This is a genomic window from Bacillus sp. PK3-067 (assembly GCF_056738645.1).
Genome location: NZ_CP096490.1, coordinates 3,194,349 through 3,218,724, shown reverse-complemented (window position 1 = coordinate 3,218,724; position 24,376 = coordinate 3,194,349). Strand labels below are relative to the sequence as shown.

Below are 24,376 nucleotides of genomic sequence, written 5' to 3'. Positions count from 1 at the left end.
GGAACCCTATTTTTGTTGTGAAAATGAAGGAGAGTGTATGTGCGTGAAACAAGGTGAAGCAAGTGTAACGTCGTTAGTATCAGCTTTCAGCAGGGCATATCATAGAGGAAATGGACCATTAACCTAAAATTAAAGTAGGGTATGATCCATAATAGTCACCGTATTCTTGTCTTGTTTTATTTTTATAGTATCAAAAATACTTCTTATAGATTCGGATTTGGTTTTATCGTCTATTAAGTTCCAAATACTTTCCAGTTTGTTTATTTGATTCCGAACAAATTCGGCGTCAACATGTTCCTTACATGATGTCAAATCTTTTTTTAATTTCTCTTTTTCATTTAGAAGGGAGTTCATTTTTTCATTGTATTTACTTTTAGTGATATCTCCTTCTATATAGATATCACTCAATCTTTCTATCTTACTATCTAAGTGTTTCAGTTCATACTCTATATCGCTTTTAATATCTCTGGAATCTAGTTTTATTGTAGTATTCTCAAAAGACCTTGAAATGTATTCAGCAAAAGCTTTGTCAACTTGTTCGGCTCTAATTCGCTTTCTGTTAGTGCAATTAATATTTTCTCGTCCGTATACACAGCGATAGTAACGATAATAATAATCGCCGTATTTAGCTCTATCGCCCCTCATTGCCCGTTGACATTCAGGACAAAGTACAATTCCACTAAACGGATAATAAGAAACGCTTCTCGATCTTGTCTGTGCCTTAGTACGTTTCGTTAATATTTTTTGAGTCGTCTTAAATTCTTCTTCACTTATTATAGGCGTGTAACCTTCATTCTTAATCGGAACCCATTTGTTATCAACCTCCATATATCCGCAATAGAAAGGGTTGTGCAGTATTCTTTTTACCGCCGACTGCCCAAACTTATTATTCCGCCTTGTTTTAATACCTTTCCTGTTTAATTCCACGGAAATCTTAAATAGTCCCATGGTCTTGGATAGCTCATATATATAGCGTACCATTTCCGCTTGTTCTTCAACTATTTCAATTGATTTATTACCACTGCATCTATAACCGTATGGTGGATGACCTGTTGAAAAAATGCCGTTTTCTCTCAACTTTCCAAATACATCTTTTATTCTTTCTGAAATCGTCTCACGTTCCCATTGTGCGGTTGTTCCCATCATATTCAATATCATTCGTCCTGTTGCGGTAGTGGTATCTATAGATTCTGTAGCGCTTTTGAAAGCTATTTCATTTTTTTTTATTGTTTCTAACATCTCGTTTAAATCTTTAACTGATCTAGTAAATCTATCTAATTTGTATACAAGTATTACATCGAATTTATCAACATTACTGAACATTCTTTGTAATGCAGGTCGATTTGTATCTTTTCCGCTAAAACCATCATCAACATAATCCTCAACAACTTCCCAACCTTGAGAAGTTGCAAAGGATTCAAGTCTTAATTTCTGATTCTCTAAAGAGAATCCTTTTTCCGCTTGTTCATCTGTAGAGACCCTTCTATATATAGCGCATCTCATTAGAAATCACCAATAACTTTCTTTACACGTCCAATTATCGAAAATAGTGTTTTCCTATCATCTATAATATCTTTTTTATAAATTGAATCTAATGTTATTGAATTACCATCTTTATAAATTCTTCTTATTATAATTTCATTATTTACAGAAACAAGAGCCATATCCCCATTTTCTAAACTTGATGTTTGCATTACTAAAACTTTATGACCTTCAAATATACCAGGCATAGAATTATCTTTTACATTTATATAGAAGAAGTCACCTTCACTAATCCAACTGAAAGGAGTATCAATATATTCAATAGGGTCACTAAATGAAGTGGATCCAAATTCACTCTTTATAGCATCATATACAGGAACCTTTTTAATCCCAATTACTTCAATAGTTTTGGATTCATCTAATTCAACGATTTCAGACTTAGTAACTCCTAATGCATTTGCTATACGTTGTAGGGCAACCATCGGTATTATTGTTTTTCCATTAACATAATTACTTATAGTAGAACGTTTTATACCAGTCTTATCAGATAAGTCAATTTGTCTTAAACCTTTCCTTTTCATTAAGGTTTTAATGTTTTCACTCATTTTTTTAGCCATCATATCATCATTGGCGGTCTTGAAATTTCTAGGCATAGTAAATTTCTCCTTTTGGCATCTATTGTTATTACCTCAGTATTACTTAATTCATTATATAATAGAAAGAACAATAAAATCTATACTTTTCACTCATAAAAATGAACTTTTTACCCAAAAAATTAAATAAATTTGGACAAAAAAGTATTGCATTTGATTTTTTTGCATGGTAAGATTACTCATGTAGCAGAGGTGAACAAGTGTTCGTATCGAGCGAGGTCTGTTTGCATATCTGATATTGGGATATTTGAACATCACTATGTTACAAAAATAATAGAATAGTGGGGGAAGTTCCATGGAGTTAACTTTTAGATTGGCGCGTCAGCGCGTAGGTTTATCATTAAGAGAAGCAGCAAAAGCGGCTGGTATTGGCTATAATACCTTACAAAAGTTAGAAGGCGATACTTCTAAAATTAAAATGGAAATTGCTAAGAAGCTGGCTGACATTTATTATATTGATCCATTCAAGCTTTATTATGGCAAAGAGGAAGATTACATAAAACAAGTGAAAAGCGAGTTTTTAGCAAGGTAACACTTGCACTTGCTGTTAGTGTGCGACAACTTATGTTAGTTTGAAATCCATTTTTATTTAACAAATTAGGAGATAATAATTTATATACTAATCACAATTATTCTACCAAACTAAAAGTTATGTAAGGAGTTAGGTACACTTAATGAAAAAATTAATTTTAACAACCGAACAGCAGCAACAATTTTTGAAACCGATCATAAAGTTCATACAAGATAATCCAAATTTATTTAACGAAGGTGGAGAAGACGATGGGAGTCGAAAGATTAAGGGAACGAGTAATAGAGTTAAAGCAAGCTAAAAACAGTTACATTGCTAATCAACGTTTAGTGCAAATGCAAGCAAGGAAGGCGAGAAACGAACCTTTAGAGGTTACGCGAGGTTATGCTAAATCAATGCTTCACTGGCTGGACAAAGAAAGAGAAGTCAATGAAGAGTTGAAGCAAGTAACATTACAATTAAGAAAAATGGAGCGTGTTATTAATGGCTAAGAAGAAACGTCACTGCACTAAACAACCTGAAGTTAAAGTAGTTGAAAAGGTAATTGAAATTCATAAACAACCCACATTACAAGAAGCTTGGGATGTGGGTTGTGATCACCTAGCGGTTGAATATAGAAACAGGGAAATAACGTGGTTTGTTGATTGTGTCGCTGTGCAAGGTCATAGAACAGGTGACATAGTGCTACATAGTGGCGGTATGGGAGCTAAAAAGTTAGTTGTATCATCTGAAAATTACAAAAAGGATTTGATTAGGTAATGAAAAATTTCGAAAAAGAATGCATGCAAGCACGTCTTGATTTAGCTGAACGTCAAATAAATATACGTCTTGAAACATTAGCTAAAAACGAAAAGTTATTCGGAAGTAACTTTCAAGTTAAGGCTGAAGCAGTGCAACTACATTTACTTCTATCAACTATCACTGGTAAACCAAACAAATATATTGAATTCTAGGAGGAAATAAAATGAACTTATATAATTTAACTGGTCAATTTTTAAACATTCAAAACATGATTACTGACGGAGTAGACCCTGAAGTGATTCAAGATACATTAGAAGCGGTTGAAGAAGCTATTGAACAAAAGGCTTTAAACACGGCTTACATCATCAAATCTATTGAGGGAAACGTAGAAACTATTAAAATAGAAGAAAAACGTTTAGCGGCAAGAAGAAGAACTTTAGAAAATAATGCGAAAAACTTACATTCATTCTTAGAACAATCATTAAAAGCGGCTGAAATGGATGAAGTGAAAAACGAAACTCTCACACTTAAATTCAGAACTAACGCACCGTCATTAGACATAGCTGAAGGTGCTCAAATACCGCAAATGTATTACAAGTCAGTTGAACCCTCATTAGATAGAAAGCAATTGCTAGATGCGGTTAAAAAAGGTATTCAAATAGAAGGTGTAACAACAAAACGAACTAAAACATTACAAATTAAATAATTGGAGGAAATGAAAATGACTAAAGAAAAAAATGCGGTTGAAGAAGTCAAACCTGATGAAGTGGGGGTAACAGATGAAGAACTTTATAGCTTCAAAAGAATGTTTGGAATCAATGTAAATGATGTAGTAGAAAAGAAACAAAATTTAACTTATCTTTCATGGGCGTGGGCATGGGCTGAAACCAAAAAAATTGATCAGTTTGCAGTACAAAAAATTCACTGGTTCCCGTATGAAGGAAATCATGATATTCAAGTACCTTATCTTAAAACGCCTAATGGTTATTTTGTTCAAGTATCGGTTACTATTCATGGACATACAGAAACAGAAATGTTACCTGTACTTGATCACAGAAATAAACCTATTGCAAATCCTAACGCGTTTGAACTAAATAAAAATCAGAAACGTTGCCTGGTTAAAGCTATCGCGTTACACGGTTTAGGTCTTTATATATACGCGGGCGAAGACTTACCTGAAGATACAGAAGGCGGCAAAAAGACTATTAGCGAAAAGGCTAATGTAGGTTCTCGTAATGATGATAAGGAGAAGTTAGGGAAAATAGTTTATGCAAAACGAAAAGCATTAGAACAGAAACACGGAAAAACAGAAACAGAAGTTAATGAAGTATTAGCACAAAATATTGTAGGTTGGGTTCCGTATACTAAAGACCCTTCATTATTACAGCAAGCTAAAGACTTATTACAATCCTGGGGAGTGTAAACAATGAAGACAGTTGTAAGAAACTATTCTAATAGAGGTAAATCGAATCCAGCGAATGATAAAGGTTTGCCGTTTGCTGTAACGGGTGCGACAGTTCCGGAACTGATTAAGAAAACTAATGCACTTCTAGAACGCGGGTATGATTTTAAAACACAATTCTATCAAGTTATTGAAACTAGACGTAACGAAAACGTTGGTTTAAATAGAAGACGTTTTAACCAGTCTTCTAGACATAATAGCGATGTTGGAATAAGAACAAGAATGTTAAAAGAACTTATGTATTATGAATGCATGATGATTAAAGTTAATTAATCCAATTCTATTCAACTAAAAAGGAGGAAATACAATGAATGAACTATATTTTAACACTGAATTAGCAAAAGAAGCGAGTTTAACAACGGCTTTATTAGCGGAATACATTAGGGATATTTGTGAGTTAGAAGGGAAAAAGAAGGTAACAATTACCGGTGCAGAATTTGAGGAAGCAATGGGGATTAAACCACTAGCAACTGAAAGGGCATTGAGAAAAGTTAGGGACACGGGCTTGTTTACATATTCTTCACATCCTAATAAAAATCAGTTCTGTTTTAGAATGTGCAAAAAAACTCCTCAAGCTGATAATAATTTGTTGAAGTTTCCTTTAAAGTGTCAATTTTCACCCAAAAGAATGCTGATACTGACAATCCTTCATGAACATGGTGGTTGGATGAATTCTGTTGAAGTAGGCGATGCATCTGAAGGTATTTTTACAAAAGACGCAGCTAATGCGGCACTAAACAGCATGTTTAGAAAAGGCGAGTTGTTAAAACGTGATGCAACAAAAATGAAAAAGGGAAGTGGAATAAGTGGTAAAAGAATTGAGTTCAAAATTGCAGAGGTAACAGCATGAGTAAATATATATGGTTCAGTTCAGTAGTAGCACAGGAAACACTTTCTGTACATGCAGCAATATTATTAGAAAGGTTTCATGAACGTTCGAAGGTTGAAGGTCCTGAAATCGTGATTGATTACAAAGAAAGTATTCTACCTGGAATACCTGAATACATGGACAACAGAATACATTTTAAGAATACTGTTGAGAAGCTTCATGACACTGGATATGGAGTTTTAAAAAAAGGAGCAGGTCAACATAGGAAACCTTCTTTCAAACTCACAAAAGAGCGTGTGAATCCTGACAATAACATTCATGTTGAATACCTTTCTAATAAGGGGATTAAACGTAATTACGTTCATAATCTTTTGTGTGATCTTTACCCTAAAGAAATAGAACTACACGAAGCGGCTTTAGTTAGAATTTTAATAGAAGAATCCCAGGATATTATTTCGGAACAGGGTGTAAGAAAAGCTTTAAGCGCGTTAGTTAGTGACGGTTATTTAACCTTTGAAATGGGAAGTAACAAAGGCGTAGTTTACAAAGACCAGGTAGGGTACAAAGTTTACAAAGAGATTAAAAGCAAGTAAGGAGAATCACAATGAGCAACTTATTAAATGAACATCCATTAATTGTATTACCGTCTTTAGCGGTGGAGATTGGATTAAATGAAGCTATTATAGTGCAGCAAATACATTACTGGCTTCAGAAATCTAATCATGAATATGATGGGCGTAAATGGATTTACAATTCAGCAGAAGAATGGAAGAAACAATTTCCTTTTTGGGGAATCGCAACTATAAGACGCACATTCACAAAGTTAGAAAACAGTGGGCTATTGCTGGTGGGAAACTATAATAAATTAAAAATCGACCGTACAAAATGGTATTCTATCGACTATAAAAGATTGAGTAATCCATCTAATCAAAATGATAAAATGGCAACTAATCAAAATGAACAATTGGATATGCTCAATATGATTAAACCATTACCAGAGACTACACAGAGAATAACAGAAACTACACAGAGAATAACAGAAACTACTTCTAATATAAACGTTAAAGATGTTAAAACGAAAAGAAACAAGAAAACTTATTCTCCTGAATTTGAAGAAGTATGGTCTGTATATCCTAAAAAAAGAAACAAACCTAAAGCTTATCAGAGATATAATGAAGTTAGAGCAAAACATCATAGTCATGAGGTAATTCTATATGGTGTAACTAAATACGCTGAAGAATGCACGAATAAAGATATGCAGTATATAAAGATGTTAGAAGGCTTCCTAAATGATGAAAGATACTTAGAATATAAACGTATGGACGAAGTGAAACAAAAAGTAGCAGAAGCTAAACAAGGAGCTGAAATAACATTATGGTAGGTTATTCAATGGATGAGTAGGCTCTACAAATCCAAATCTATTAAACGAAATTAAAATAAAAATAAATAAAAAGGCGGTAAGCAAAATGACAAACTTAGTATTCTTAAACAACAACAATGAAGCGGTAACAGACTCTTTAATGGTGGCTGAAGTATTCGGAAAACAGCATAAAAATGTTATCCAATCAATACATAATTTACATTCCGAGTTAGGAGAAAAAGGTAAGCTGATTTTTCAGCCGACCTCTTACAAAGATAGTTTCAATAGAGAGCAACTGAAATACGACTTAACAAAAGACGGCTTCACTTTGCTTGTTATGGGATTCAATGGCAAAGAAGCACTTCAATTTAAAATGGCTTATATAGAAGAGTTTAACCGTATGGAAGAACACATTAAACAACCACAACAACTAAAACCAATTGATCAGATTAAATTATTAATGGCGAACTCACTAGATACTGAAGAACGTCTATCTACTGTAGAAAGTAACGTTGCAATATTACGGAACACTATGACTATTGATTATGGACAGCAGCAAGTTTTAAACAATATTAAAATGCAACGAGTTGAAAAGATGTGGGAAGAGTTCGGAGGGATTCGTGTCTATGATACAAAAAGGAAAATGTATGCTAAGTTTGGTAAAGATTTAAAGAACGCATTCGCTGTTTCTAGTTACAGAGATATTGCAGCAAAAGACTTTGAAGAAGCCATTAATTACGCTAAGGCGTGGCGTCCTAGTTTGTTTTAAATAAAATATAATAGATTTCGGATTAGGCTAAGATACAGTCAATTCCAAATTTATTTAACTAATTGGGTAAGAAGTTTAATATATTGGTTTACATGTTTAAAAAAGTGGTGTAAGATAAATCTTGTCAAAAGGACAAGGTAATTAAATGCCTGGGTGGTTATGGACAAGAAAAGCCACTCACTTAATTGGAAGGAAACGAAAATGAAGGTAGAAGTGCAAACAAAACATATAGATGAATTAACAACGGTAACAACGATTAAATACAACATGTATGATCGTAAACATAGAGAAGAACGCGGTTCATTGGTTTTAAAGTTAGGTAATGAAGGCTTTAAACACATTACAACAATTGAACAGGACTATTGGAAAGTAGATGTTCTACAAAAGGCTGGGGGTCCACGCAAGGAAATCAAGGAAAAAGAAAAGGCTCCATTTGAACCTGATCAACTTGAATTGGCTGAATAACCAAATCTATTTAACTATATTGAACTTGAAGGACCGAACGTAATGGAATTACAACCTGATTGGTTTCGAGTGGATATGATGGTAAGTGTGAAAGATATAGCGGTATTTTATGGCGTATCACAGAAGTGAGTTAACGAAGTAATAAAAGAAACTACACTTTGAGATTTATTCGGTTTCAGGAAAGTATGCAAGGCGTTTTAGAAGTATCGGCGGCACTGATCAGCCGCGTTTAGAAATGATACATAGCAAGTTAACCGAATAAATCTAATTCTATTTAACTTAAAAGGAGAAATATACAATGAGAAAACACGAAATTATAAAAGCTATCCGTAAAGCAGTTAGTGAAGTAGTGGAAACTAGGGCGCAATTTATTCAGGTATTAATGGGCGCTGGAATAAGAGTTGGGGTGCAGCCGCGTAAGGCTGTAGCTCTTGCAGAAGATGTATTTTCTAAAGATTTTGAAAGGGCTAACAATCGTGTGTGCAAGAATACGTTGTTTGACATTATTGAAGATTTAAACACTGATTGGTGGTTAGCATAATGGCGCAATTTATTAAACAAGTCGATTTAGAAAGCGGAAAGATTCAATACTATGATACACAAGAAAACGAAAGTGTCGAGTCAATGAATGACTTTATTGTCTGGTGTAAATCAATAGATTTTGACCGTGGATTCAAAATAGAATACAGCATTGTGAACGGAAAGGGGAATTGATTATGTGGGAACCAACAGCTTTATCTTGTCCTAAATGTAGCAACAGCTTATACATTCATTTTGATGGAGAAGAAGCACATTTTGAATGCGAACTTATAGAATGTGATTACGAGAGAACGATAGATATGCAAGAGGTAATTGATAATGATTAAAGAAGACTTTAAAGAAGCTTTATTTGTCAGTTCAGGTATGTTAGCAGTTTTATGGGCGGCAGGTTATGCATTAAGTTGGGCAATCGTTAACCTATAAGCCGATGACTGTTACATACATCCGAGGGAATTACATTGAAACAAAAAAGTACAGCTTGGTTATTATGGTTATTCTTAGGAGTGTTCGGAGCGTACAAGTTCTATACAGGGAACTTTATTAGCGCGATTACAAAATTATTTACAGCTAACTGTTTTTTTATAGGGCTATTCATTGATATATTTAGTATTAACAATGATGTAGACGCGGCGAACTTCAGAGCAATCCAACAAGCTAGAATGATGAAAGGTGTGATGGAATGATCGCAACTAAATACTCAAATCATGAGGAAATGGAAATAAGCGTCCTGGAAGCAATGCTAGAGGATAATACTTTGATTGACGAATGTCGTTTGAATCAAAAGCATTTCCTGGACAGTAAGAACAAAGAACTTTATAAAACAATTTGCGAATTAAATGATAAAGAGATTGATATCAACCCGCAAATGATTATAAGTCATAGTGAATTAGAAATTAAAGATGTTATGAGGGTTATGTCAAATGGCTCTCTGACTTCTAACTTTGAATTTTACCAACGAAAAATGTTTGATTTCATCGAAATAGAAGAGATTAGAAAGCTGGCAGCAACATTTTTGAGCGACACTGAAGAAAGAAATGTTTTAGAAGCTTCAGAACGCTTTATAAACAGTGTTATGAAAACGAGTGAAGAAAAGGTAGTAAGTAAGGAAACGTTTATGGAAAAGCTGTCTATACGTGTAGACAAACATGCGCAAATGAAAGTAGATGGTTTGTCAGGAGTCGATACAGGGTGGGATAAATTCAACAACTTTACAGATGGCTGGCAAGAAGGCGACTTGATTATAGTTGGCGGTCGTCCTGGTATGGGTAAAACAGCGTGGACCCTGGATAGTATGCGCAGAGCCGCCGGACGGGACCAAAAAGGTATTTACAAAGGGAAATATTATTCCGCCGAAATGCCTGAAGGTCAGTGTATTGATAGGTGGATAGCGGGACAGTCGCAACTTCCTGTAGCTTGTATGAAGAATCCTAATAGATTTCTACCAATATTCGATAAGAATACGAACAGCGAACCAGGAACGGCTTTTGCTAAGTATCAAATGGCTGTAGGTAATTTAAGTCAAATGCCTTTAGATATTAGTGAAGAAAAAGATTTACGCATGATAAAAGCGGATATGAGAAAAGAAGTAAAAAATAATCCTGACAAGAAACACGTATTTATGATTGACCATATTTCGCATATTAACGTAGATGGAGTGAAAGAGGATATTATCAAGTTCGCTCACATCGTACGCGAGTTGAAGCATACAGCGGTACAATTAGGAGTGCCTATCATTCTACTAGTGCAGTTGAGCAGAGCGAATACAAACAGAGAAGACAAGCGCCCGACAATGGCAGACATAAGAGCGTGTGGAGAAATTGAACAGGTTGCTGACATGATTATAATGCCACACAGAGAGAACTATTACGACAACGAAACAAAAGGTGAACGATACCAAGAAATGGAGATAATCGTTGATAAGTACAGAAACGGACGCGCTGGAACATTTATTCAAACGTTTGACACCGTGACAAATATATTTATAGATAAGGAGTAAAACATTTGTGGTGACGGTTAAAGAAGTCTATATGAGCGCGAAGGAAGATAAACTTATGTCTTTAATCGTTATCATAGACTTACTATTACAGCATGGAAAGATAAAGTGGAAAGATGATTCGGGGCTTTTAATGTTCTATATGAGTACAAATAAAGAGAAATGGAACAGGATTATAATAAATGAAATGAGAAAGAGAGGTATTGCAGCATGAAGGAAGAAACAAAGGTACAGTTACAAGTTGAAGTAAATCAGTTAACTGATAAGATTATAAAACATGATAGAGCGCATAAGTTCTACAAAGAACAAACTGAACGCGAACTTAGAGAAGTTAGGGTTCTTAAAAAAAGACGAGATAAAATTTTAGACATATATCCAAATCTATTTAACTAAGGTGAAAAAAATGAAGAATTGGCATATTAATTTTAGAGTAAACAAAAATGATGCAAGCAGCGAATTTAAAACAGTAAAGGTAAATGCACCAACAGGTAAAGAAGCATTAGATATGTTTAATGCCTGGGCTAAATTTATGCAATACGATCCATTTGTAACAGTGTTTAGATGCGAGGGAAAAATCAAATGAGGTTTATGGATTTCTTTGGAGGTGTAGGCATGATGCGAATCGGACTCGAACAAGCGGTCACGATTGCATTCTTGAGTTTAATGGAAAAGAAGTGAAAGTCAGACAGGCTACAAAACAATGAATGATGGGATATCGGACGTGAAGGTGATGCAATAAACGTATCAAACCCTAAATCGAAGACACGGCGTGGGCATGTAGAGAAAGGGGTAGCACAAACATTACTTACTTCTCGTGAGCAAATCGTAATCCAGGACGGGCGTATGAGGTGGCTCACAGAAAGAGAGTCGTGGAGATTACAAGGGATACCTGATGAGTATTTCAATCGAGCGAAAAAAGTTACATCTAGCAATCAATTATACAAACAGGCTGGGAATGGTCTAACTGTGGACGTAGCTAGATTTATAGGGGAGAGAATGAAAATTGAAACTGAATAAAACGTGGACCAATGCTACAGGTCAATTAACATTCGAGATAAGGGAAAGGAGGGATAAAAACGTTTTACATTACGAGTATGCGGTTATTATAGCGGCAAACGGTAATGAGAACAGCGTTGTGGATGGTTTCACAAGCAAGGAACAGGCGCGGAAAGAGTTAAAGAAGCATTTTGATATAGAAGGTCAATTTAAGATTAAAAAGTTACCACGTAGGCGTGTAATGTCTACAAAAGTAGAGTATGACGGAAAAGAATTTGATTCTATTACAGAACGTGATTTTTATATCTATCTACAAAACAATAAATTAGCCGAGCGCATAGAAATTCATAACAGATACCACCTGTTAGACGGTTATGAAATACCTAGCATCGTTAATAAGAAAGGTGTTAGGAAAGTCAGCGAAAAACGTTATACGCCTGATTTCGTATGTTTAATGGCAGGTGAAGAAATTGCATTTGAAGTTAAAGGTTCTATCAAATCTATACCGCGTGACCTGTCATTAAGAAGGCACTTATTTGAATCTAAATACGGAATACAGTTAGTTATTGTTACACCTGATAAAAAGGAAGGGTGGAAATTCCATTGAGTTATCAGGATGAAAGGCATATGTATCACATGAAAGTCTATTTAACAGATAAATTAGGATGGGAGCGCCGTGAAGAAATAGAAGACTGGGACCTAACTAAAACGTTCGTAATGTTCCGTTATGTTTATCATGGTGGATTAGATAAAAAAACAACAGCTAAACAACGTGAGTTAGCACAAAAGGCTATATGGAGGAGATAGGATGAATAGAAGAACGAGAATTAAACGTTATTTCACGAAAGGTAAACGATATCCTTGTTTAGAGTGTGGGAAACCACTAGATAAACGAGATAAAGAGATTAGTATTTATTCTATATTTGAAGTGCATGAGGGGTGTTTTTAATGAGATAAATTAAAGTAGAGTTGCCGAAAAGAACAAATAAACCTAGTATGAAAGATATCAAGGAAATGAGAGAATGGGTAAAAAAATGATTATGAGTGATAGTGATTGGAGCCAATATAAAAACAAACGTTATATGTTTACTAAGATACCTATATTTTGTGAGCAATGCAGGGAACGAATGGGATCGAGAAACGGGTAGCAAGTGAAGTATGGCTTTTGTGATGTTCATTGTGGAAATAGACTTTATGGGCTAACTTATTAAAATAAGATGTATAATTTTACGCAATCCAATTCTATTTAACAAATGTTGTCTATTTTCAACGATACAAAATAGTAAATGAGTTCCTAGATTCTTATGTATAATGGTTTAGAGGAAAGTCTTAATATTGTGCTTTCCTCGTTCTTTTGACCTTAAATGTTTTAAGTTTTTTAGAACGAGGTGAAACCATCATATATTTTAACGGTTTAAGGACAACTCTATTCTTTTAAGAAAACAATTAAAAACAGTGAACAAATGCATGATATCAAGGTTTAAGAGGAAAAGGAGAAAATAATGGACAAAAAAAAAGATTTTAAACAATTGCAACATACATATAATGTTTACATTTATGAAGATAAATTAAGTGAGTTCGATATGATGAAAATAATGATGGCTTATTGCAAAAAGTATAATGAAGATATAGCGAGAATAGAGTCTATCCTATATTTTAATTTACCTACTTATACTGAATATAAAGAAGGCGAAAGCAACGGGGGAGTCTGAGGACTCTTTTTTATTTTCAAAAAGCTTTTCAACCTATTCTGAAAAACGCAATAGATATCATTAGACAATCTTTGTTAAATAGATTTGGAACGTTATACAATAGTAACTGTAGGACATGAGGATATCTTACAAGCGTCGGAAAACGCGTAAATAAAAATAAATTTTGTATCATACAAATTATTCTATTTCTTTATAAACGTGGTTCCTTGCTCTTATTGATACATGGTAATTACTCACATTCTTACTAGTGTAGATACATAAATTATCCTTTGTTCTGAAATGTTCTAAGTTTATGTAAATAGTCTTGATTTCTTGTTTTAACTAACAGGTCTTTATCACAATGGGTCGTCATTAGTTTGAGCAGTGGACACGCTGATTGAATGAACTGACAAAAAAGGCAGTCTGTAAGCTGCCTGGAAGGTATAAGGCGTACTGAAAACTTGTTCACCTCCAAAAGAACGTTAATCTTTCAAGTACCTACTTTGCTCACACATAACCGTACTTGTACCTTCCAGGGGGATTATAACACCTTTCCAATCTATCTGTTTTGATAAACTTGCTTACTTCAATACTTGTTTTAAACATTGTAAAAACTCCTTTAAATTGTGAGAAGGGTTCTTCCCTTCTTTGAGAGTAGAATAAAAATGAGCATTGCAATGCATAGAAGGTTAAAATCCTTCCTACTTTCAAAGAAGTGAATAACTTCAAATAAAACTATTGAATATCTACTTGTAAAAGTTAGTAAAGGTAGTTTTTATTACTTGATGTAGAGTTTCTGCATTTATTGAATCCAACACATATATGAGAAGTTCTTCTTCTTCTCATTAAGCGTATAAGAGTTTTTTATGTTTGCTGTGCGGAACGGTGAACAGCGGCTTTGGGCATAGAGCCGTCCTCCTTTTTCTCTTATGCGTTTAATGAGGCGTGGAAGCCTTTTAAGCTGTTTTCAGATACCTGATTACTGACTTATAAACACAAAACGGGTAATCACTTCCCTTAAAAGTGAAATAACTATCAAAGGTTATTATCAAACAATTGGTAGTTAAATATCATAAAAGAGCAGCAATGAAGCTGCAAAATATGATAACTAAGCGAATATAACATCACTTAAATTGCATGAAGTACGATAACGGTATGAATTGCGAGTCTACGGACTATAAACCGATTGAAGGGGCTAATTACCCTTTATCGTGCCTATGTACGCAACTTGGTAACGCGAATAATTAAACATCTGGGGCAATGTCTGGGAAGCGTCAATGATTATAGTTATACTGGTTCGATTCCAGTCGTGGGCTTTTATCTTTTATAGTTACAAGTTGAGAAGCAGAGATTTCGCCATTTCTGTTTCTTTTCTTTATCAGAAGGAGGATATAAAAAGAAATAGGTTGCACTTAATGTGTAACCTATTTTAAATCTATTTAACAATGATGGAAAATATTCAATTTTATTAAACGATATGAGTTATATTGAAAAGAAGAACGTATAACTAAATATTGAGAGGTGGTAACATGCATGAATTAAACGAACGTCAAAAACGTTTCGCGGATTATTACATTGAAACAGGGAACGCTTCAGAAGCTTACATGCGGGCGGGATACAAGAGCGATAATAAAAAGGTTATTACCGCTGGTTCTTCTCGTCTGTTAGCGAATGTTAATGTTTCAGTATATATTGATTCTCACATGGCTGGCGTGGATTCTAAACGTATTGCTGATGCAAATGAAGTTTTAGAGTTTCTTACATCGGTAATGCGCGGAGAAGCAACAGGAAAGACGTTACGGGGTGTGGGCATGGGTGAACAAGTTATCAGTGATATAGAGCCGTCAATTGGAGAACGGAAAGATGCTGCTGTCCAATTGGGTAAACGTTATCGACTATGGACTGAAAAACACGAAATTGAAGGTGTTGCACAAGTTATTATCAACGGTTCTATTGGTAATACGTGCGAAGAGTGCGGAAAACATTATGAAGAGTGTGAATGCTAATGATTGAAAACTATCAAGGCTTGCTACTAACTCTCTCTGCGTTATTGATAGTAACTGTACCGATGGCGCTAATAGACAAATACGAAAAGAAAGCGCGGGAAGAGCATGAACGAAAACGTTGATCATATTGACATGAGAAACGTTATTTCACCGCGTTTCAAGAAAGTCTATTATCTATCAGAAATGAAGAAACACCTGCGGTATATATTGAAAGGTGGTCGTGCTTCAGGTAAGAGTTACTTCATACCATTCCGCATATTGATGGACATTATGGAATATCCGATTAGTTGGCTGGTATTACGTAAAGTACAGAATACAGTTGTTAGATCGGTATTTGAACAGCTAAAAGAAGCAATGGAGATATTAAACATTAGTCATCTATTCCGTTGCATTCCGTCACGCCTGGTGATTGAATACAAGCCCAGAGGAAATAAGATATATTTTCTCGGATGTGAAGAACCAGAAAGGATCAAGTCTATTAAAGACGCTAAATTCCCTATCATGGGCTTATGGGTGGAAGAAATTGGCGAGTTTAGAACGGAAGAAGAAATATCTATCATTGAAAAGTCGGTGCTACGTGGTGAATTCGAAATCAATCCAGAGCATAGACCAGAGTTACCAAACTATGAATATACATTCTTCTACAGCTACAACCCACCTAAACGCCGTGCGCACTGGCTGAACAAGAAATATAACAGTTCTTTCATACCAGATAACACACACGTAAATCATTCAACGTATTTAGATAACAAGCATTTAACAAAGGCATTCTATGAAGAAGCTGAAATTGAAAAGGAAATGAACCCGCTAAAATATCGCTGGGAATATCTCGGTGAAGCAATAGGGTCTGGCGTTGTACCATTCGATAATATTGTTAGCGCTGAAATAACAGACGAACAGATTAGTCAGTTTGATAACATTCGTCAAGGTGTCGATTTTGGTTATGCAACCGATCCGCTAGCTTTTGGCCGTATGCACTTTGATAAAAAGAAGAACACGTTATACATATTCGATGAATTATACGGCGTTCAAATATCTAATAGAAAGCTGGCTGAATGGATCAAGAAAAAGGGATACCAGGACATTGAAATAACATGTGATAGCGCCGAGCCGAAGTCTATAGCCGAGTTAAAGAATGAACATGACATACGAAAGGTTAAAGGCGCTAAAAAAGGGCCAGATAGCGTTGAGTACGGCACAGAATGGCTAGGCGATCTATACGCAATCGTTATTGATCCGAAACGTTGCCCTAACACGTTAAAAGAGTTTGAAAATGCTGATTGGGAAACGGACAAAGACGGAAACCCGCGACCACGATTACAAGATAAAGATAATCACACAATTGATATGGTGCGTTATGCAATGGAAAAGGACATGAAGAAACAAGGAAAAGTAAGAAGTATGTCCAGATTACAATTAGGATTCTAGAAAGGAAGATAAGATGCTTACATTTGAAGAAGCAAAAGAATTTTACTTTGATTTTCGTATCAAAGAAGGAGTTGGGAATAGTAAGGGGTATTTGGCCCTGCAAAAACTATACAAATACTACATGGGACATCATGAAATAAAGAATAAGAAGGATAGGAAGAACGGTAACAAGACGTTTAGGATCGTTCACAACTTCCCTAAGTACACAGCAACGATCAGCACGGGTTATTTCATGGGAATGCCTGTAACGTATAATACAACGGAAACTGAAGCGTTAGAGCCAGCGCTTGACATAATGGATGAAAACGACGGACAGACAGTAGATTATGATAATGCCCTTGATATGTCTATTTATGGCCGTGCATTCCGCTTGTTCTATCACGATGAAGAAGGCGAATTGAATTATAAAGACATTGATCCGCGTCATACGATTGCTGTCTATGATGACTCTATCAAACCTAAGATTACAGACGTTATTCGTTTTAGTGAGACAGTAACGAAAGATAATGAAGTCAAGGTAGAAATGACGATCTATGACAAAGTGCAATACATTAAATACTCGTTTGTGTATGAAGGAAAGATTTTAGGACAACCATTAAACGAAATCCTGGACATTTCCATTGAGAACATGAGCCAAGAAGAACAGGCACACAACATTGTAGATGAAGACGGAAACCCACGTATTCCAGTTATTAAGATACAGAACAATAAGTTTGAATTAGGAGACTATGAAGATATTCTTCCGATTATTGACGCGTATAATGATCTGCAATCTGGATCAATGGAAGACTTATCTGACTTCACTGACGCGATCCTAAAGTTAGTTAACATGAACGAAACAAACCAGGATGATATAAACAGCCTAAAAGAAGATAAAGTAATGCTGTTAGATGAAAATGGGGATGCTGAATGGCTTGTAAAACAGATCAATGACACGTTCAACGAAAACATGAAAACCCGTGTAGAAAACGATATACACAAATATACATTCGTTCCGAACATGAATGACAAGGAATTCGGCGGTAACCTGTCTGGGATCGCTATTAAATATAAATTGTTGGCCCTGGAGCAAGTACGCGGGCAAAAAGAGCGTATGTTTAATCGTGCGCTAACAGATCAATTAGGGATCATCAAAGGATACCTTGATAAATTACCAGGATCAAAAGAGTTTGGATTAAAAGACGTTAAAATCCAATTTACACCTAACTTACCAGCTAACTATTTAGAAGAAGCTGATCTTGTTGTGAAATTGCGTCAAGCTGGACTGCCAGATAAGTTTATCTATCAATATCTATCTGCTGTACAAGACATTGAACACTTAATAGAAATGAAGAAAGAACAGGAGGAAGAAGAGTATGACTCGTACAAAGATGCTTTCAGTGGGGAAAATGATAACGTGGAAGAACAAGGAAAGAACGATGCTACACAAGAGCGACAACTATCTGACGGTGACAAATATCAAACGCCAGGAAAAGGACAGGGAGACAGTAAAAAGATCAATCAGAAATAGTTTAGGCTACGAACCTACAGAAAAAGAGATTGATTCTATTATTGCCCTTGCTGGTGCTGGTGGCCTATGAACAGTGAAGCATATTGGGCCAAACGTGCTGAAGCCCAGGAAGCGAAAGGATACATTGAAGCCGAGAAACTAGAAAAGCGTATGCGTCAATCATTCGCACGCGCTGAAAAGGAAGTAACGGCCGAAATGAGGGCCTATCTATCGCGAAAGGGTTTTGACTATAGCGAATTGGTCAAGGCTCTTAATAAGCGTGAGAAACATGACAGGCGTATTAGTTTAGTAGAGTTTCTGAATGAATTACAGAATAGTGATCAGATCATAGCGCCGAACATTGCCCAGGATGTGAAAGCCCATCTGGACATGAAAAAACTTAGTAGATTAGAAGCCGTACAAAGTGAAATGCTAATCAAGTTAGGAAAAAGAGCGTTGACAGAAGAAAAAAGCCTTTGCAGCCTATTTACAACAACGTTTAAGGACACTTTGATCAGTAATAAATACGACTTTTACAGACATGGTATACAAAGTAAGGTCTATGAAATTAATGACAAGATGATTGAAAATGTGTTAAGTCACCCTTGGAGTGGTAACCAATTCAGTGATCGTTTATGGGAGAATAAGAGAACACTATTATTCCATTTACGAGGCGAAATGACACAAGGTGTTTTACAGGGCCTACACGCTGATGAAATAGCTGTACGGTTTGCGGAGAAGATGAAAGCGCCGTTGCGTAATGCCATTACTATGATCTATACAGAACAAGCCTATTTCTACGGAAAGGCCACGTTAGACAGTTATGAAGAAGCTGACATTGATAAATACAAACTACATGTAATATTCGATGCTAGGACTTCTACCCGCTGTAGATCGTTAGACACTGGAAAGATTTATATAACGGCTGATGCAAGCCCAGGAAGCAACTACCCTCCATTACATGCACGCTGTCGAACGCTAGCTATTCCATACCTTGAGGGCATACGATACGCAAATATACGTATGGTACGAGATAAGAACGGAAAGAGCGTCGAAACAAACGATGTGGAAATGACTTATCAGCAATATGACAAGTTATTCCAGCCGAAAAAAGGGGTGATAACATGAAAAACTTAGATCAAAAAGAGAAGGTGGCATTGATTAGTGTACTTTTAGGAGTGCTAGGAAAACACCAGGAAGAAATTGATCAAGATTTATTTAATGACAAAGTTGTTGTGTTAAACGAAATGACAGACGAAACAACACCGAAACAACGTAGAGAAACTATTAAAAAAGTTACGACTAACTTATTAGAAAGTCTATAACTATATAATTTTTATATAATAAGTGTGGAAACGGACGCGAAAAACCGAGGCAAACATAGTCACACACCGACTTAAAATGTGGAGGTAATATCATGAAAAAATTTTTAGTTAGTACGGGGATTGTAAAACCTGCAATTCGATTATCTGATCTTAAGAACAGCCTACAATTCTTTTCTGAAGGTGGCGAAGGTGATGACCCTGCTGGAGATGGTGGAGGAACACCAGAAACATTTACTAAAGAGCAAGTGGAAGCGCAAATTCAAGCTGAAGTAAATCGCGTTGCGGGTAAAATCCGAAAAGAGGAACAACGAAAAGCCCGCGAAAGTGCCGAAAAGGAATTCGGTGAAAAGAATAAAACAGAAGTGGAAACATTAATGGACGAAATGCGCCAGATCAAAACAGAGCGTGACCAGGAGAAGCAAACGGCCCACAATCTTAAAATGAAAGACGTTGCCGTTGCTAAGTTAGCAGGAGCTGGTTTTGGTGCTGGCTTTGCTATGAACGTGATCGGCGACACTGAAGAAGAGATTGCAAAGAATGTAGAAGCATTCAAAGCAAATCTTGACAGTGAATTAACTAAGCGTGTTAAAACGAGTTTAGCTGATAAAACACCAGGTGGATCAAAAGGCGCTGGTGACAAAGGCGGTAGTGATCCGATCCGTGACGCTTTCATGAAAGAGTGGCAATAAGGATAATGACCAACGGAATTGACGTCATTATAAAAGCTATTCCAAAACTATTAAACAAAGAGAGAGGATTTATAGAATGACTACATTAAATCTAACACATAAGTTTTCACCTTTAGTAGATGAGCGTTTCGCGCCGTCTGCTGTTACAACTGCTTCAACAAACCAGGATTATGAATTCACTGGAGCAAAAGGAATCAAAATTACATCTGTTCAAACTGTAGAAATGAATGATTATAAGCGTTCTGGTCAAGGTCGATACGGTCAAGCTGATGAATTAGGCAACGATCTACAGGAAGAAATCATGAAAAAAGACCGCTCATTCACATTCACAATGGACAAAATGAACGAAGAAGAAAGTGAAGTAAAGGTTGCGCCAGCGATCGCGCGTCAAATGCGTGAAGTTGTTATTCCAGAAATTGAAACATACCGCTTAAAAGTTATGTCTGAAGGTGCTGGAACAAAAGTAGACGGTGCTATTACTAAGACAAATGCTTATGAATCCTTCCTAGCTGGCCAAGAAACGTTGGATGATCACTTTGTACCAGAAAACCGCGTGTGTCATGCAACACCTGCATATATCAATAAATTAAAGCTAGACGATAACTACACGAAAGCTAGTGATTTAGCACAAGGAACAATCCTTTTAAAAGGTCAAGTCGGTGAGGTTGACGGCGTTGCTATCATCAAAACACCAAAGTCATTTATGAATGGTCAAGAATTCATTATCACTCATAAGTCGGCAACTGTTGCGCCTGTTAAATTGGCTGAAACAAAAGTACACCTTGATCCACCAGGAATTTCTGGAACGTTAGTAGAGGGCCGTTTCTACTATGATGCATTCGTGTTAGACATGAAGAAAAACGCAATCTATGCACACGCTGGAAAAGTTGAAAAGGCTACTGCTAAAAATTAAGAGGGTTTTGGCTCTCCCTTTTTTAGAGATTAACACATGAAAATGATAACTACTTTTGATCGTTACGCTAAATCTACTCAAAAAGAGTATACGGCCATGCAAAAGGAATACATTGAAGACATTCTTATCCCTGTAGTGACAGAGTTTATCGTTGGTTATACTGGCGTTGATTTTGAAGCTGAAGGGCGTGAATTCCCTAAATCTTATGAGGTTGTAGCGTTTAGATTAATAACTTATCACTTATCTGGCGAAGGTGCTGACGTTGTAAGTGAACAAATGGGATCGTATCGCGTTCAATATGGGCCAGAAGGGATTTATCCCAAAACATTATTAACAGGGCTATCAAGGCGAATGAGAACACCAAGTGTGCGTATTCGCGGACGTAGGCCAGAAGGAAGGTAACAAATGCGTATCGCGGGATTACTGGCCAAACACGGCAAACCTACGGAAATACAGCGTAAAGGCGAACGGGACAAGAAAAACCCGTATGACAAAGGCGAATTTAAGAAGATTAATGAGGTTGTAGCCATTGTTGATGAATTGGTAACAGGATCACCAGCGGGCTTTAAACAGGATCGCATTGTTAACTCAACTGACGCTATTATGTATTGTTCCGTTATTGATGTAAGGGCTGGCGATAAAGTTATACAAGATGGGAAAGAGTACCGTGCAACTAAAGCGTCAAACCCTTATAACTCTAACGATCATATAGAGGTCGCGCTGGATGTGTGGTCATAATGGGCGAATTCATATCAAGGCGCGCTGAATGTGAAAGAAGAACGGCGCAATTGCAAAAAGTGGCCCTTCAAAGAGCGATCAAACATATTGAAGCGCAAGCGAAGATAAACACCAGGAAAAAGAGTGGCGCAACAGCCAGAACAATTACAAGCAAAGTAACTGGTGAAGGTCAAAACTTACAGGCGATTGTGGGCGGGAACGATGACAATTTAATATACGAAGAATTCGGAACGGGTATTTATTCCGAAAAAAATGGTCGAAAAACACCGTGGAAGTACAAGGATAAAACCACAGGTAAATGGTACGTTACACGCGGTAAAAAAGGAACACGGGCCATGCGTAAAGCTGGAGAGAGTTCAAAAGGCCAAGTAAAACAAATTATTGCGCAAACAATGAAGGGTGGTATGGATAAATGATCCAGGTTGTTGAGTACGTCAATGAATTGTTGTGGGACATTGCTGATCCACTCGGAATTGATGTGCATTATGAGGAAGCTGTAGACGAAAATATACAACTACCTTACATGGTATTTGATCTGCAAAGTGACGCTACTATGAGTAAGTACAGTGAAAAGTTTACGGTAACCGTAAATATATGGGGTGTTTCAGAACACTTCAACAAACTGGACGTTGCGAGCCAGGAAATCTATGACGCGGTTGTAAATCGTACATTGATCAATGCATGTAAATCGCTAACGATCCAAACTGATTTTATATCTAGAATGAATCTTCCTGTCGATGATCTCGAAATGAGGTGTAAAGAAGTTAGATTCAGCCTAGTTAAATATAGAACGTCGGGACACGACACAAAATAACTCACGAGGTGACAAAGCATGATTGCACAATTTAATAAATTCACGCCAGAAAACATTGTATTGGGATCTGGTACAGGCATTTTCTTTAACTGGAAACAAGGCGAAGAAAAAATGATCGACGTAGGCGCTACACAAGGTGACTTGTCATTTACTTACGCACCTTCTTTAGAAGCTATTAAAGCACGCGGTGTGCGCGGTAAGGTGAAAGGCCTACAATATGTATCTGAATCAGAAACAAAAATGAAAGCGGGCTTCCTGGAGTGGATCAGAAAAGATTTAATCAAACACTTCTTGTTAAATGCCCAAATTCAAGAGTACACACAAGATGGAACGGGGCCAGGAAAAGTAAAAGGTAAAGGCGTAATCATTCGTGGAAATGAAAACCTTATGAACGCTTGTGGGGATGATGTTTACATTGATGACATTACTGTAATTGGTCGAAGTAATGACGGTAACGTTTATCGAATCACGATGTTTAACGCGTTACCTACATCTGGTTTTGAAGCTGTATTCAGTGAAGCTGAAGTTGCTCCAGAGGTGGAATTCACAGGACATAACGATCCAAACGATCCAATGACACCACCATTTGAAATTGAAATCTTTGAGCCAGACGGTAAGTGCGGGCCAGACTTTGAAAAAAATCATGCGCGCGTATTTATAGACGCTGAAAAGATCGAAGAATAAATAACAGAGGGTTTAGGCCCTCTTTCTAAATATTAAAATACTTATCTCAGAAGGGTGTTATATAAATGGAATCAGTACAATTCGAACTATTAAACGGTAATAAATACAATATGAAAGAGCCTAACGCAATGCAACGCATGGTTATTGCTGGTTTAGCTGGTAAACATCAATTATTAGGTGACGTACCTGCGAGTGACGTTGATAACTTCTTTAAAAGTGCGCGAAAGCAAGCTGAAGGGAAAAAGCTAACTGATAAAGAGAATTCAAGTATGTTCAACTTTGCAATGCTGTTAAACAACAAAATTCTGATGATGATGGGTGAAGATGCTGAAGCAATGTTCAACCTTATGGCGGGTATGTCAGACCTTCCTAAAGGTGAAATGAAAGAGTTATGTGGATCAGATTTTGACATTGTATTCAATGCATTTAAGCGTGTTGGTGGTATTTCGGCTTTTATGAAATCCGTGACGAACCTAAGCATGTAATAGGTACTATTATTGATCGCATGGCCAAACGTTACGGATCGTTAAAAGATGTGTTAGAACTTCCCTGGAGTTTCTTAATAGATTTATATATGACTGTAACGGACAAGGCTATTGAATACGATATGCGCTGGGACGCTTATATAAATAATCCTTTCCGTGATAAGTCATTTAGTGATTACTTAATTGAAACAGGTTACCGCGATAGGGGTAACAAATACAAAAAAGAAACAATCCCTGTTGAACAAGTCATGAAAAACGCGCGTGAGTTAAGTAAACAGTTTAGGAGGGAATAAGG

41 protein-coding genes and 2 pseudogenes are annotated in these 24,376 nt (G+C 36.3%); 41 read left to right on the top strand and 2 right to left on the bottom strand.

Going from position 1 to position 24,376, the window contains the following annotated elements:
• Window positions 1-37: 37 nt before the first annotated feature.
• Window positions 38-103 (top strand): annotated as a pseudogene (locus M1D73_RS16515) (methyltransferase); the annotation flags it as partial.
• Between the two features lie 26 nt (window positions 104-129).
• Here the strand turns inward: M1D73_RS16515 and M1D73_RS16510 are convergent.
• On the bottom strand, window positions 130-1,503 hold the full coding sequence (locus M1D73_RS16510) for a recombinase family protein (protein ID WP_061660420.1): 1,374 nt from the start codon (window positions 1,501-1,503) through the stop codon (window positions 130-132).
• Window positions 1,503-2,135, bottom strand: a complete 633-nt coding sequence (locus tag M1D73_RS16505; RefSeq protein WP_061660419.1) for a LexA family protein — start codon at window positions 2,133-2,135, stop codon at window positions 1,503-1,505. Before M1D73_RS16505 ends, M1D73_RS16510 begins: the two co-directional genes overlap by 1 nt.
• Window positions 2,136-2,430: 295 nt before the next feature.
• On the opposite strand from M1D73_RS16505, the gene M1D73_RS16500 reads away from it, so the two are divergent.
• From M1D73_RS16500 to M1D73_RS16305, 40 genes and pseudogenes are all read left to right on the top strand, one after another.
• Window positions 2,431-2,667 carry a helix-turn-helix domain-containing protein gene (locus M1D73_RS16500; protein ID WP_042598360.1) on the top strand — a complete coding sequence of 79 codons (237 nt, stop codon included), beginning with the start codon at window positions 2,431-2,433 and terminating at the stop codon, window positions 2,665-2,667.
• Window positions 2,668-2,915: 248 nt separating this feature from the next.
• Window positions 2,916-3,155 carry a hypothetical protein gene (locus tag M1D73_RS16495; RefSeq protein WP_061660418.1) on the top strand — a complete coding sequence of 80 codons (240 nt, stop codon included), beginning with the start codon at window positions 2,916-2,918 and terminating at the stop codon, window positions 3,153-3,155.
• Entirely contained in the window at window positions 3,148-3,423 is a 276-nt protein-coding gene (locus M1D73_RS16490; protein WP_061660417.1) for a hypothetical protein, read from the top strand. Before M1D73_RS16495 ends, M1D73_RS16490 begins: the two co-directional genes overlap by 8 nt.
• Window positions 3,423-3,617 carry a hypothetical protein gene (locus M1D73_RS16485; protein WP_086385038.1) on the top strand — a complete coding sequence of 65 codons (195 nt, stop codon included), beginning with the start codon at window positions 3,423-3,425 and terminating at the stop codon, window positions 3,615-3,617. Before M1D73_RS16490 ends, M1D73_RS16485 begins: the two co-directional genes overlap by 1 nt.
• A gap of 11 nt (window positions 3,618-3,628) precedes the next feature.
• Window positions 3,629-4,111, top strand: a complete 483-nt coding sequence (locus M1D73_RS16480) for a siphovirus Gp157 family protein (RefSeq protein ID WP_061660415.1) — start codon at window positions 3,629-3,631, stop codon at window positions 4,109-4,111.
• A gap of 15 nt (window positions 4,112-4,126) precedes the next feature.
• On the top strand, window positions 4,127-4,828 hold the full coding sequence (locus M1D73_RS16475; RefSeq protein ID WP_061660414.1) for a Sak single strand annealing protein: 702 nt from the start codon (window positions 4,127-4,129) through the stop codon (window positions 4,826-4,828).
• A 3-nt stretch (window positions 4,829-4,831) separates the two neighbouring features.
• Window positions 4,832-5,140, top strand: coding sequence for a hypothetical protein (locus tag M1D73_RS16470; RefSeq protein WP_061660413.1), 309 nt, complete (start codon window positions 4,832-4,834; stop codon window positions 5,138-5,140).
• A 34-nt stretch (window positions 5,141-5,174) separates the two neighbouring features.
• Window positions 5,175-5,717: a hypothetical protein gene (locus M1D73_RS16465; RefSeq protein WP_061660412.1), complete on the top strand. Its 543-nt coding sequence runs from the start codon at window positions 5,175-5,177 to the stop codon at window positions 5,715-5,717.
• Window positions 5,714-6,289, top strand: a complete 576-nt coding sequence (locus tag M1D73_RS16460; RefSeq protein ID WP_061660411.1) for a hypothetical protein — start codon at window positions 5,714-5,716, stop codon at window positions 6,287-6,289. Before M1D73_RS16465 ends, M1D73_RS16460 begins: the two co-directional genes overlap by 4 nt.
• A gap of 11 nt (window positions 6,290-6,300) precedes the next feature.
• Window positions 6,301-7,077, top strand: a complete 777-nt coding sequence (locus M1D73_RS16455) for a hypothetical protein (RefSeq protein ID WP_121868459.1) — start codon at window positions 6,301-6,303, stop codon at window positions 7,075-7,077.
• 85 nt (window positions 7,078-7,162) lie between these two features.
• Window positions 7,163-7,825, top strand: coding sequence for a Rha family transcriptional regulator (locus M1D73_RS16450; protein ID WP_061660409.1), 663 nt, complete (start codon window positions 7,163-7,165; stop codon window positions 7,823-7,825).
• Window positions 7,826-7,984: 159 nt separating this feature from the next.
• On the top strand, window positions 7,985-8,290 hold the full coding sequence (locus M1D73_RS16445) for a hypothetical protein (RefSeq protein WP_061660408.1): 306 nt from the start codon (window positions 7,985-7,987) through the stop codon (window positions 8,288-8,290).
• 298 nt (window positions 8,291-8,588) lie between these two features.
• Window positions 8,589-8,831: a hypothetical protein gene (locus M1D73_RS16440; protein ID WP_061660407.1), complete on the top strand. Its 243-nt coding sequence runs from the start codon at window positions 8,589-8,591 to the stop codon at window positions 8,829-8,831.
• Complete coding sequence (locus M1D73_RS16435; RefSeq protein ID WP_153593040.1) at window positions 8,831-9,004, top strand: hypothetical protein; 174 nt, start codon at window positions 8,831-8,833, stop codon at window positions 9,002-9,004. The genes M1D73_RS16440 and M1D73_RS16435 overlap by 1 nt, the downstream gene beginning before the upstream one ends.
• 2 nt (window positions 9,005-9,006) lie before the next feature.
• Window positions 9,007-9,156 carry a hypothetical protein gene (locus M1D73_RS16430; protein ID WP_172794254.1) on the top strand — a complete coding sequence of 50 codons (150 nt, stop codon included), beginning with the start codon at window positions 9,007-9,009 and terminating at the stop codon, window positions 9,154-9,156.
• A 132-nt stretch (window positions 9,157-9,288) separates the two neighbouring features.
• A complete protein-coding gene (locus M1D73_RS16425; protein WP_061660406.1) occupies window positions 9,289-9,513 on the top strand; it encodes an NINE protein in 225 nt (74 codons plus the stop codon).
• Complete coding sequence (locus tag M1D73_RS16420) at window positions 9,510-10,826, top strand: replicative DNA helicase (RefSeq protein WP_121868458.1); 1,317 nt, start codon at window positions 9,510-9,512, stop codon at window positions 10,824-10,826. The genes M1D73_RS16425 and M1D73_RS16420 overlap by 4 nt, the downstream gene beginning before the upstream one ends.
• 7 nt (window positions 10,827-10,833) lie before the next feature.
• Window positions 10,834-11,037: a hypothetical protein gene (locus M1D73_RS16415; protein ID WP_224980105.1), complete on the top strand. Its 204-nt coding sequence runs from the start codon at window positions 10,834-10,836 to the stop codon at window positions 11,035-11,037.
• On the top strand, window positions 11,034-11,216 hold the full coding sequence (locus M1D73_RS16410) for a hypothetical protein (protein ID WP_061660404.1): 183 nt from the start codon (window positions 11,034-11,036) through the stop codon (window positions 11,214-11,216). Before M1D73_RS16415 ends, M1D73_RS16410 begins: the two co-directional genes overlap by 4 nt.
• Window positions 11,217-11,226: 10 nt before the next feature.
• Window positions 11,227-11,406, top strand: a complete 180-nt coding sequence (locus M1D73_RS16405) for a hypothetical protein (RefSeq protein ID WP_061660403.1) — start codon at window positions 11,227-11,229, stop codon at window positions 11,404-11,406.
• A 260-nt stretch (window positions 11,407-11,666) separates the two neighbouring features.
• The gene (locus tag M1D73_RS16400; protein WP_228496055.1) at window positions 11,667-11,840 is read left to right on the top strand and encodes a DNA cytosine methyltransferase; all 174 of its coding nucleotides are present in this window, start codon (window positions 11,667-11,669) and stop codon (window positions 11,838-11,840) included.
• Window positions 11,827-12,426 (top strand): DUF1064 domain-containing protein, encoded by a 600-nt coding sequence (locus M1D73_RS16395; protein WP_121868456.1) that lies wholly within the window; start codon window positions 11,827-11,829, stop codon window positions 12,424-12,426. The genes M1D73_RS16400 and M1D73_RS16395 overlap by 14 nt, the downstream gene beginning before the upstream one ends.
• A 20-nt stretch (window positions 12,427-12,446) precedes the next feature.
• A complete protein-coding gene (locus M1D73_RS16390) occupies window positions 12,447-12,626 on the top strand; it encodes a DUF4625 domain-containing protein (protein ID WP_224980107.1) in 180 nt (59 codons plus the stop codon).
• Between the two features lies 1 nt (window position 12,627).
• Entirely contained in the window at window positions 12,628-12,768 is a 141-nt protein-coding gene (locus M1D73_RS16385; RefSeq protein WP_153595412.1) for a hypothetical protein, read from the top strand.
• A gap of 553 nt (window positions 12,769-13,321) precedes the next feature.
• Window positions 13,322-13,531, top strand: a complete 210-nt coding sequence (locus M1D73_RS16380; protein WP_086385036.1) for a hypothetical protein — start codon at window positions 13,322-13,324, stop codon at window positions 13,529-13,531.
• 1,192 nt (window positions 13,532-14,723) lie between these two features.
• Window positions 14,724-14,826: pseudogene (locus M1D73_RS16375) on the top strand.
• Window positions 14,827-15,039: 213 nt separating this feature from the next.
• The gene (locus M1D73_RS16370) at window positions 15,040-15,516 is read left to right on the top strand and encodes a terminase small subunit (RefSeq protein ID WP_061660398.1); all 477 of its coding nucleotides are present in this window, start codon (window positions 15,040-15,042) and stop codon (window positions 15,514-15,516) included.
• Between the two features lie 105 nt (window positions 15,517-15,621).
• Window positions 15,622-16,944 carry a PBSX family phage terminase large subunit gene (locus M1D73_RS16365; RefSeq protein ID WP_086385035.1) on the top strand — a complete coding sequence of 441 codons (1,323 nt, stop codon included), beginning with the start codon at window positions 15,622-15,624 and terminating at the stop codon, window positions 16,942-16,944.
• Window positions 16,945-16,957: 13 nt separating this feature from the next.
• A complete protein-coding gene (locus M1D73_RS16360) occupies window positions 16,958-18,454 on the top strand; it encodes a phage portal protein (RefSeq protein ID WP_481157925.1) in 1,497 nt (498 codons plus the stop codon).
• A 66-nt stretch (window positions 18,455-18,520) separates the two neighbouring features.
• Window positions 18,521-19,561 carry a minor capsid protein gene (locus tag M1D73_RS16355; RefSeq protein WP_061660395.1) on the top strand — a complete coding sequence of 347 codons (1,041 nt, stop codon included), beginning with the start codon at window positions 18,521-18,523 and terminating at the stop codon, window positions 19,559-19,561.
• On the top strand, window positions 19,558-19,758 hold the full coding sequence (locus tag M1D73_RS16350) for a hypothetical protein (protein ID WP_061660394.1): 201 nt from the start codon (window positions 19,558-19,560) through the stop codon (window positions 19,756-19,758). Before M1D73_RS16355 ends, M1D73_RS16350 begins: the two co-directional genes overlap by 4 nt.
• A 92-nt stretch (window positions 19,759-19,850) precedes the next feature.
• Window positions 19,851-20,447: a DUF4355 domain-containing protein gene (locus M1D73_RS16345; protein WP_061660393.1), complete on the top strand. Its 597-nt coding sequence runs from the start codon at window positions 19,851-19,853 to the stop codon at window positions 20,445-20,447.
• Between the two features lie 76 nt (window positions 20,448-20,523).
• On the top strand, window positions 20,524-21,360 hold the full coding sequence (locus M1D73_RS16340; RefSeq protein WP_061660392.1) for a major capsid protein: 837 nt from the start codon (window positions 20,524-20,526) through the stop codon (window positions 21,358-21,360).
• A 36-nt stretch (window positions 21,361-21,396) separates the two neighbouring features.
• Window positions 21,397-21,762 carry a head-tail connector protein gene (locus M1D73_RS16335; protein ID WP_000782183.1) on the top strand — a complete coding sequence of 122 codons (366 nt, stop codon included), beginning with the start codon at window positions 21,397-21,399 and terminating at the stop codon, window positions 21,760-21,762.
• A 3-nt stretch (window positions 21,763-21,765) separates the two neighbouring features.
• On the top strand, window positions 21,766-22,098 hold the full coding sequence (locus M1D73_RS16330) for a hypothetical protein (RefSeq protein WP_061660391.1): 333 nt from the start codon (window positions 21,766-21,768) through the stop codon (window positions 22,096-22,098).
• On the top strand, window positions 22,098-22,514 hold the full coding sequence (locus M1D73_RS16325; RefSeq protein WP_061660390.1) for a hypothetical protein: 417 nt from the start codon (window positions 22,098-22,100) through the stop codon (window positions 22,512-22,514). The genes M1D73_RS16330 and M1D73_RS16325 overlap by 1 nt, the downstream gene beginning before the upstream one ends.
• The gene (locus M1D73_RS16320; protein WP_061660389.1) at window positions 22,511-22,912 is read left to right on the top strand and encodes a hypothetical protein; all 402 of its coding nucleotides are present in this window, start codon (window positions 22,511-22,513) and stop codon (window positions 22,910-22,912) included. Before M1D73_RS16325 ends, M1D73_RS16320 begins: the two co-directional genes overlap by 4 nt.
• An 18-nt stretch (window positions 22,913-22,930) precedes the next feature.
• Window positions 22,931-23,596, top strand: coding sequence for a hypothetical protein (locus M1D73_RS16315; protein ID WP_061660388.1), 666 nt, complete (start codon window positions 22,931-22,933; stop codon window positions 23,594-23,596).
• Between the two features lie 65 nt (window positions 23,597-23,661).
• Complete coding sequence (locus tag M1D73_RS16310) at window positions 23,662-24,081, top strand: hypothetical protein (RefSeq protein ID WP_061660387.1); 420 nt, start codon at window positions 23,662-23,664, stop codon at window positions 24,079-24,081.
• Window positions 24,082-24,101: 20 nt separating this feature from the next.
• The gene (locus tag M1D73_RS16305; protein ID WP_061660386.1) at window positions 24,102-24,374 is read left to right on the top strand and encodes a hypothetical protein; all 273 of its coding nucleotides are present in this window, start codon (window positions 24,102-24,104) and stop codon (window positions 24,372-24,374) included.
• Window positions 24,375-24,376: the final 2 nt, after the last annotated feature.

Coding starts and splice junctions, on each gene's coding strand:
- M1D73_RS16350 (WP_061660394.1), top strand. CDS start 19,558: ATGAAAAACTTAGATCAAAAAGAGAAGGTGGCATTGATTAGTGTACTT.
- M1D73_RS16400 (WP_228496055.1), top strand. CDS start 11,667: ATGAGGTGGCTCACAGAAAGAGAGTCGTGGAGATTACAAGGGATACCT.
- M1D73_RS16320 (WP_061660389.1), top strand. CDS start 22,511: ATGATCCAGGTTGTTGAGTACGTCAATGAATTGTTGTGGGACATTGCT.
- M1D73_RS16385 (WP_153595412.1), top strand. CDS start 12,628: ATGAATAGAAGAACGAGAATTAAACGTTATTTCACGAAAGGTAAACGA.
- M1D73_RS16455 (WP_121868459.1), top strand. CDS start 6,301: ATGAGCAACTTATTAAATGAACATCCATTAATTGTATTACCGTCTTTA.
- M1D73_RS16390 (WP_224980107.1), top strand. CDS start 12,447: ATGTATCACATGAAAGTCTATTTAACAGATAAATTAGGATGGGAGCGC.
- M1D73_RS16365 (WP_086385035.1), top strand. CDS start 15,622: ATGAACGAAAACGTTGATCATATTGACATGAGAAACGTTATTTCACCG.
- M1D73_RS16405 (WP_061660403.1), top strand. CDS start 11,227: ATGAAGAATTGGCATATTAATTTTAGAGTAAACAAAAATGATGCAAGC.
- M1D73_RS16420 (WP_121868458.1), top strand. CDS start 9,510: ATGATCGCAACTAAATACTCAAATCATGAGGAAATGGAAATAAGCGTC.
- M1D73_RS16510 (WP_061660420.1), bottom strand. CDS start 1,503: ATGAGATGCGCTATATATAGAAGGGTCTCTACAGATGAACAAGCGGAA.
- M1D73_RS16430 (WP_172794254.1), top strand. CDS start 9,007: ATGTGGGAACCAACAGCTTTATCTTGTCCTAAATGTAGCAACAGCTTA.
- M1D73_RS16480 (WP_061660415.1), top strand. CDS start 3,629: ATGAACTTATATAATTTAACTGGTCAATTTTTAAACATTCAAAACATG.
- M1D73_RS16325 (WP_061660390.1), top strand. CDS start 22,098: ATGGGCGAATTCATATCAAGGCGCGCTGAATGTGAAAGAAGAACGGCG.
- M1D73_RS16435 (WP_153593040.1), top strand. CDS start 8,831: ATGGCGCAATTTATTAAACAAGTCGATTTAGAAAGCGGAAAGATTCAA.
- M1D73_RS16345 (WP_061660393.1), top strand. CDS start 19,851: ATGAAAAAATTTTTAGTTAGTACGGGGATTGTAAAACCTGCAATTCGA.
- M1D73_RS16475 (WP_061660414.1), top strand. CDS start 4,127: ATGACTAAAGAAAAAAATGCGGTTGAAGAAGTCAAACCTGATGAAGTG.
- M1D73_RS16330 (WP_061660391.1), top strand. CDS start 21,766: ATGCGTATCGCGGGATTACTGGCCAAACACGGCAAACCTACGGAAATA.
- M1D73_RS16470 (WP_061660413.1), top strand. CDS start 4,832: ATGAAGACAGTTGTAAGAAACTATTCTAATAGAGGTAAATCGAATCCA.
- M1D73_RS16355 (WP_061660395.1), top strand. CDS start 18,521: ATGAACAGTGAAGCATATTGGGCCAAACGTGCTGAAGCCCAGGAAGCG.
- M1D73_RS16310 (WP_061660387.1), top strand. CDS start 23,662: ATGGAATCAGTACAATTCGAACTATTAAACGGTAATAAATACAATATG.
- M1D73_RS16500 (WP_042598360.1), top strand. CDS start 2,431: ATGGAGTTAACTTTTAGATTGGCGCGTCAGCGCGTAGGTTTATCATTA.
- M1D73_RS16360 (WP_481157925.1), top strand. CDS start 16,958: ATGCTTACATTTGAAGAAGCAAAAGAATTTTACTTTGATTTTCGTATC.
- M1D73_RS16495 (WP_061660418.1), top strand. CDS start 2,916: ATGGGAGTCGAAAGATTAAGGGAACGAGTAATAGAGTTAAAGCAAGCT.
- M1D73_RS16445 (WP_061660408.1), top strand. CDS start 7,985: ATGGACAAGAAAAGCCACTCACTTAATTGGAAGGAAACGAAAATGAAG.
- M1D73_RS16490 (WP_061660417.1), top strand. CDS start 3,148: ATGGCTAAGAAGAAACGTCACTGCACTAAACAACCTGAAGTTAAAGTA.
- M1D73_RS16370 (WP_061660398.1), top strand. CDS start 15,040: ATGCATGAATTAAACGAACGTCAAAAACGTTTCGCGGATTATTACATT.
- M1D73_RS16485 (WP_086385038.1), top strand. CDS start 3,423: ATGAAAAATTTCGAAAAAGAATGCATGCAAGCACGTCTTGATTTAGCT.
- M1D73_RS16335 (WP_000782183.1), top strand. CDS start 21,397: ATGAAAATGATAACTACTTTTGATCGTTACGCTAAATCTACTCAAAAA.
- M1D73_RS16465 (WP_061660412.1), top strand. CDS start 5,175: ATGAATGAACTATATTTTAACACTGAATTAGCAAAAGAAGCGAGTTTA.
- M1D73_RS16380 (WP_086385036.1), top strand. CDS start 13,322: ATGGACAAAAAAAAAGATTTTAAACAATTGCAACATACATATAATGTT.
- M1D73_RS16340 (WP_061660392.1), top strand. CDS start 20,524: ATGACTACATTAAATCTAACACATAAGTTTTCACCTTTAGTAGATGAG.
- M1D73_RS16410 (WP_061660404.1), top strand. CDS start 11,034: ATGAAGGAAGAAACAAAGGTACAGTTACAAGTTGAAGTAAATCAGTTA.
- M1D73_RS16440 (WP_061660407.1), top strand. CDS start 8,589: ATGAGAAAACACGAAATTATAAAAGCTATCCGTAAAGCAGTTAGTGAA.
- M1D73_RS16450 (WP_061660409.1), top strand. CDS start 7,163: ATGACAAACTTAGTATTCTTAAACAACAACAATGAAGCGGTAACAGAC.
- M1D73_RS16315 (WP_061660388.1), top strand. CDS start 22,931: ATGATTGCACAATTTAATAAATTCACGCCAGAAAACATTGTATTGGGA.
- M1D73_RS16505 (WP_061660419.1), bottom strand. CDS start 2,135: ATGCCTAGAAATTTCAAGACCGCCAATGATGATATGATGGCTAAAAAA.
- M1D73_RS16305 (WP_061660386.1), top strand. CDS start 24,102: ATGGCCAAACGTTACGGATCGTTAAAAGATGTGTTAGAACTTCCCTGG.
- M1D73_RS16460 (WP_061660411.1), top strand. CDS start 5,714: ATGAGTAAATATATATGGTTCAGTTCAGTAGTAGCACAGGAAACACTT.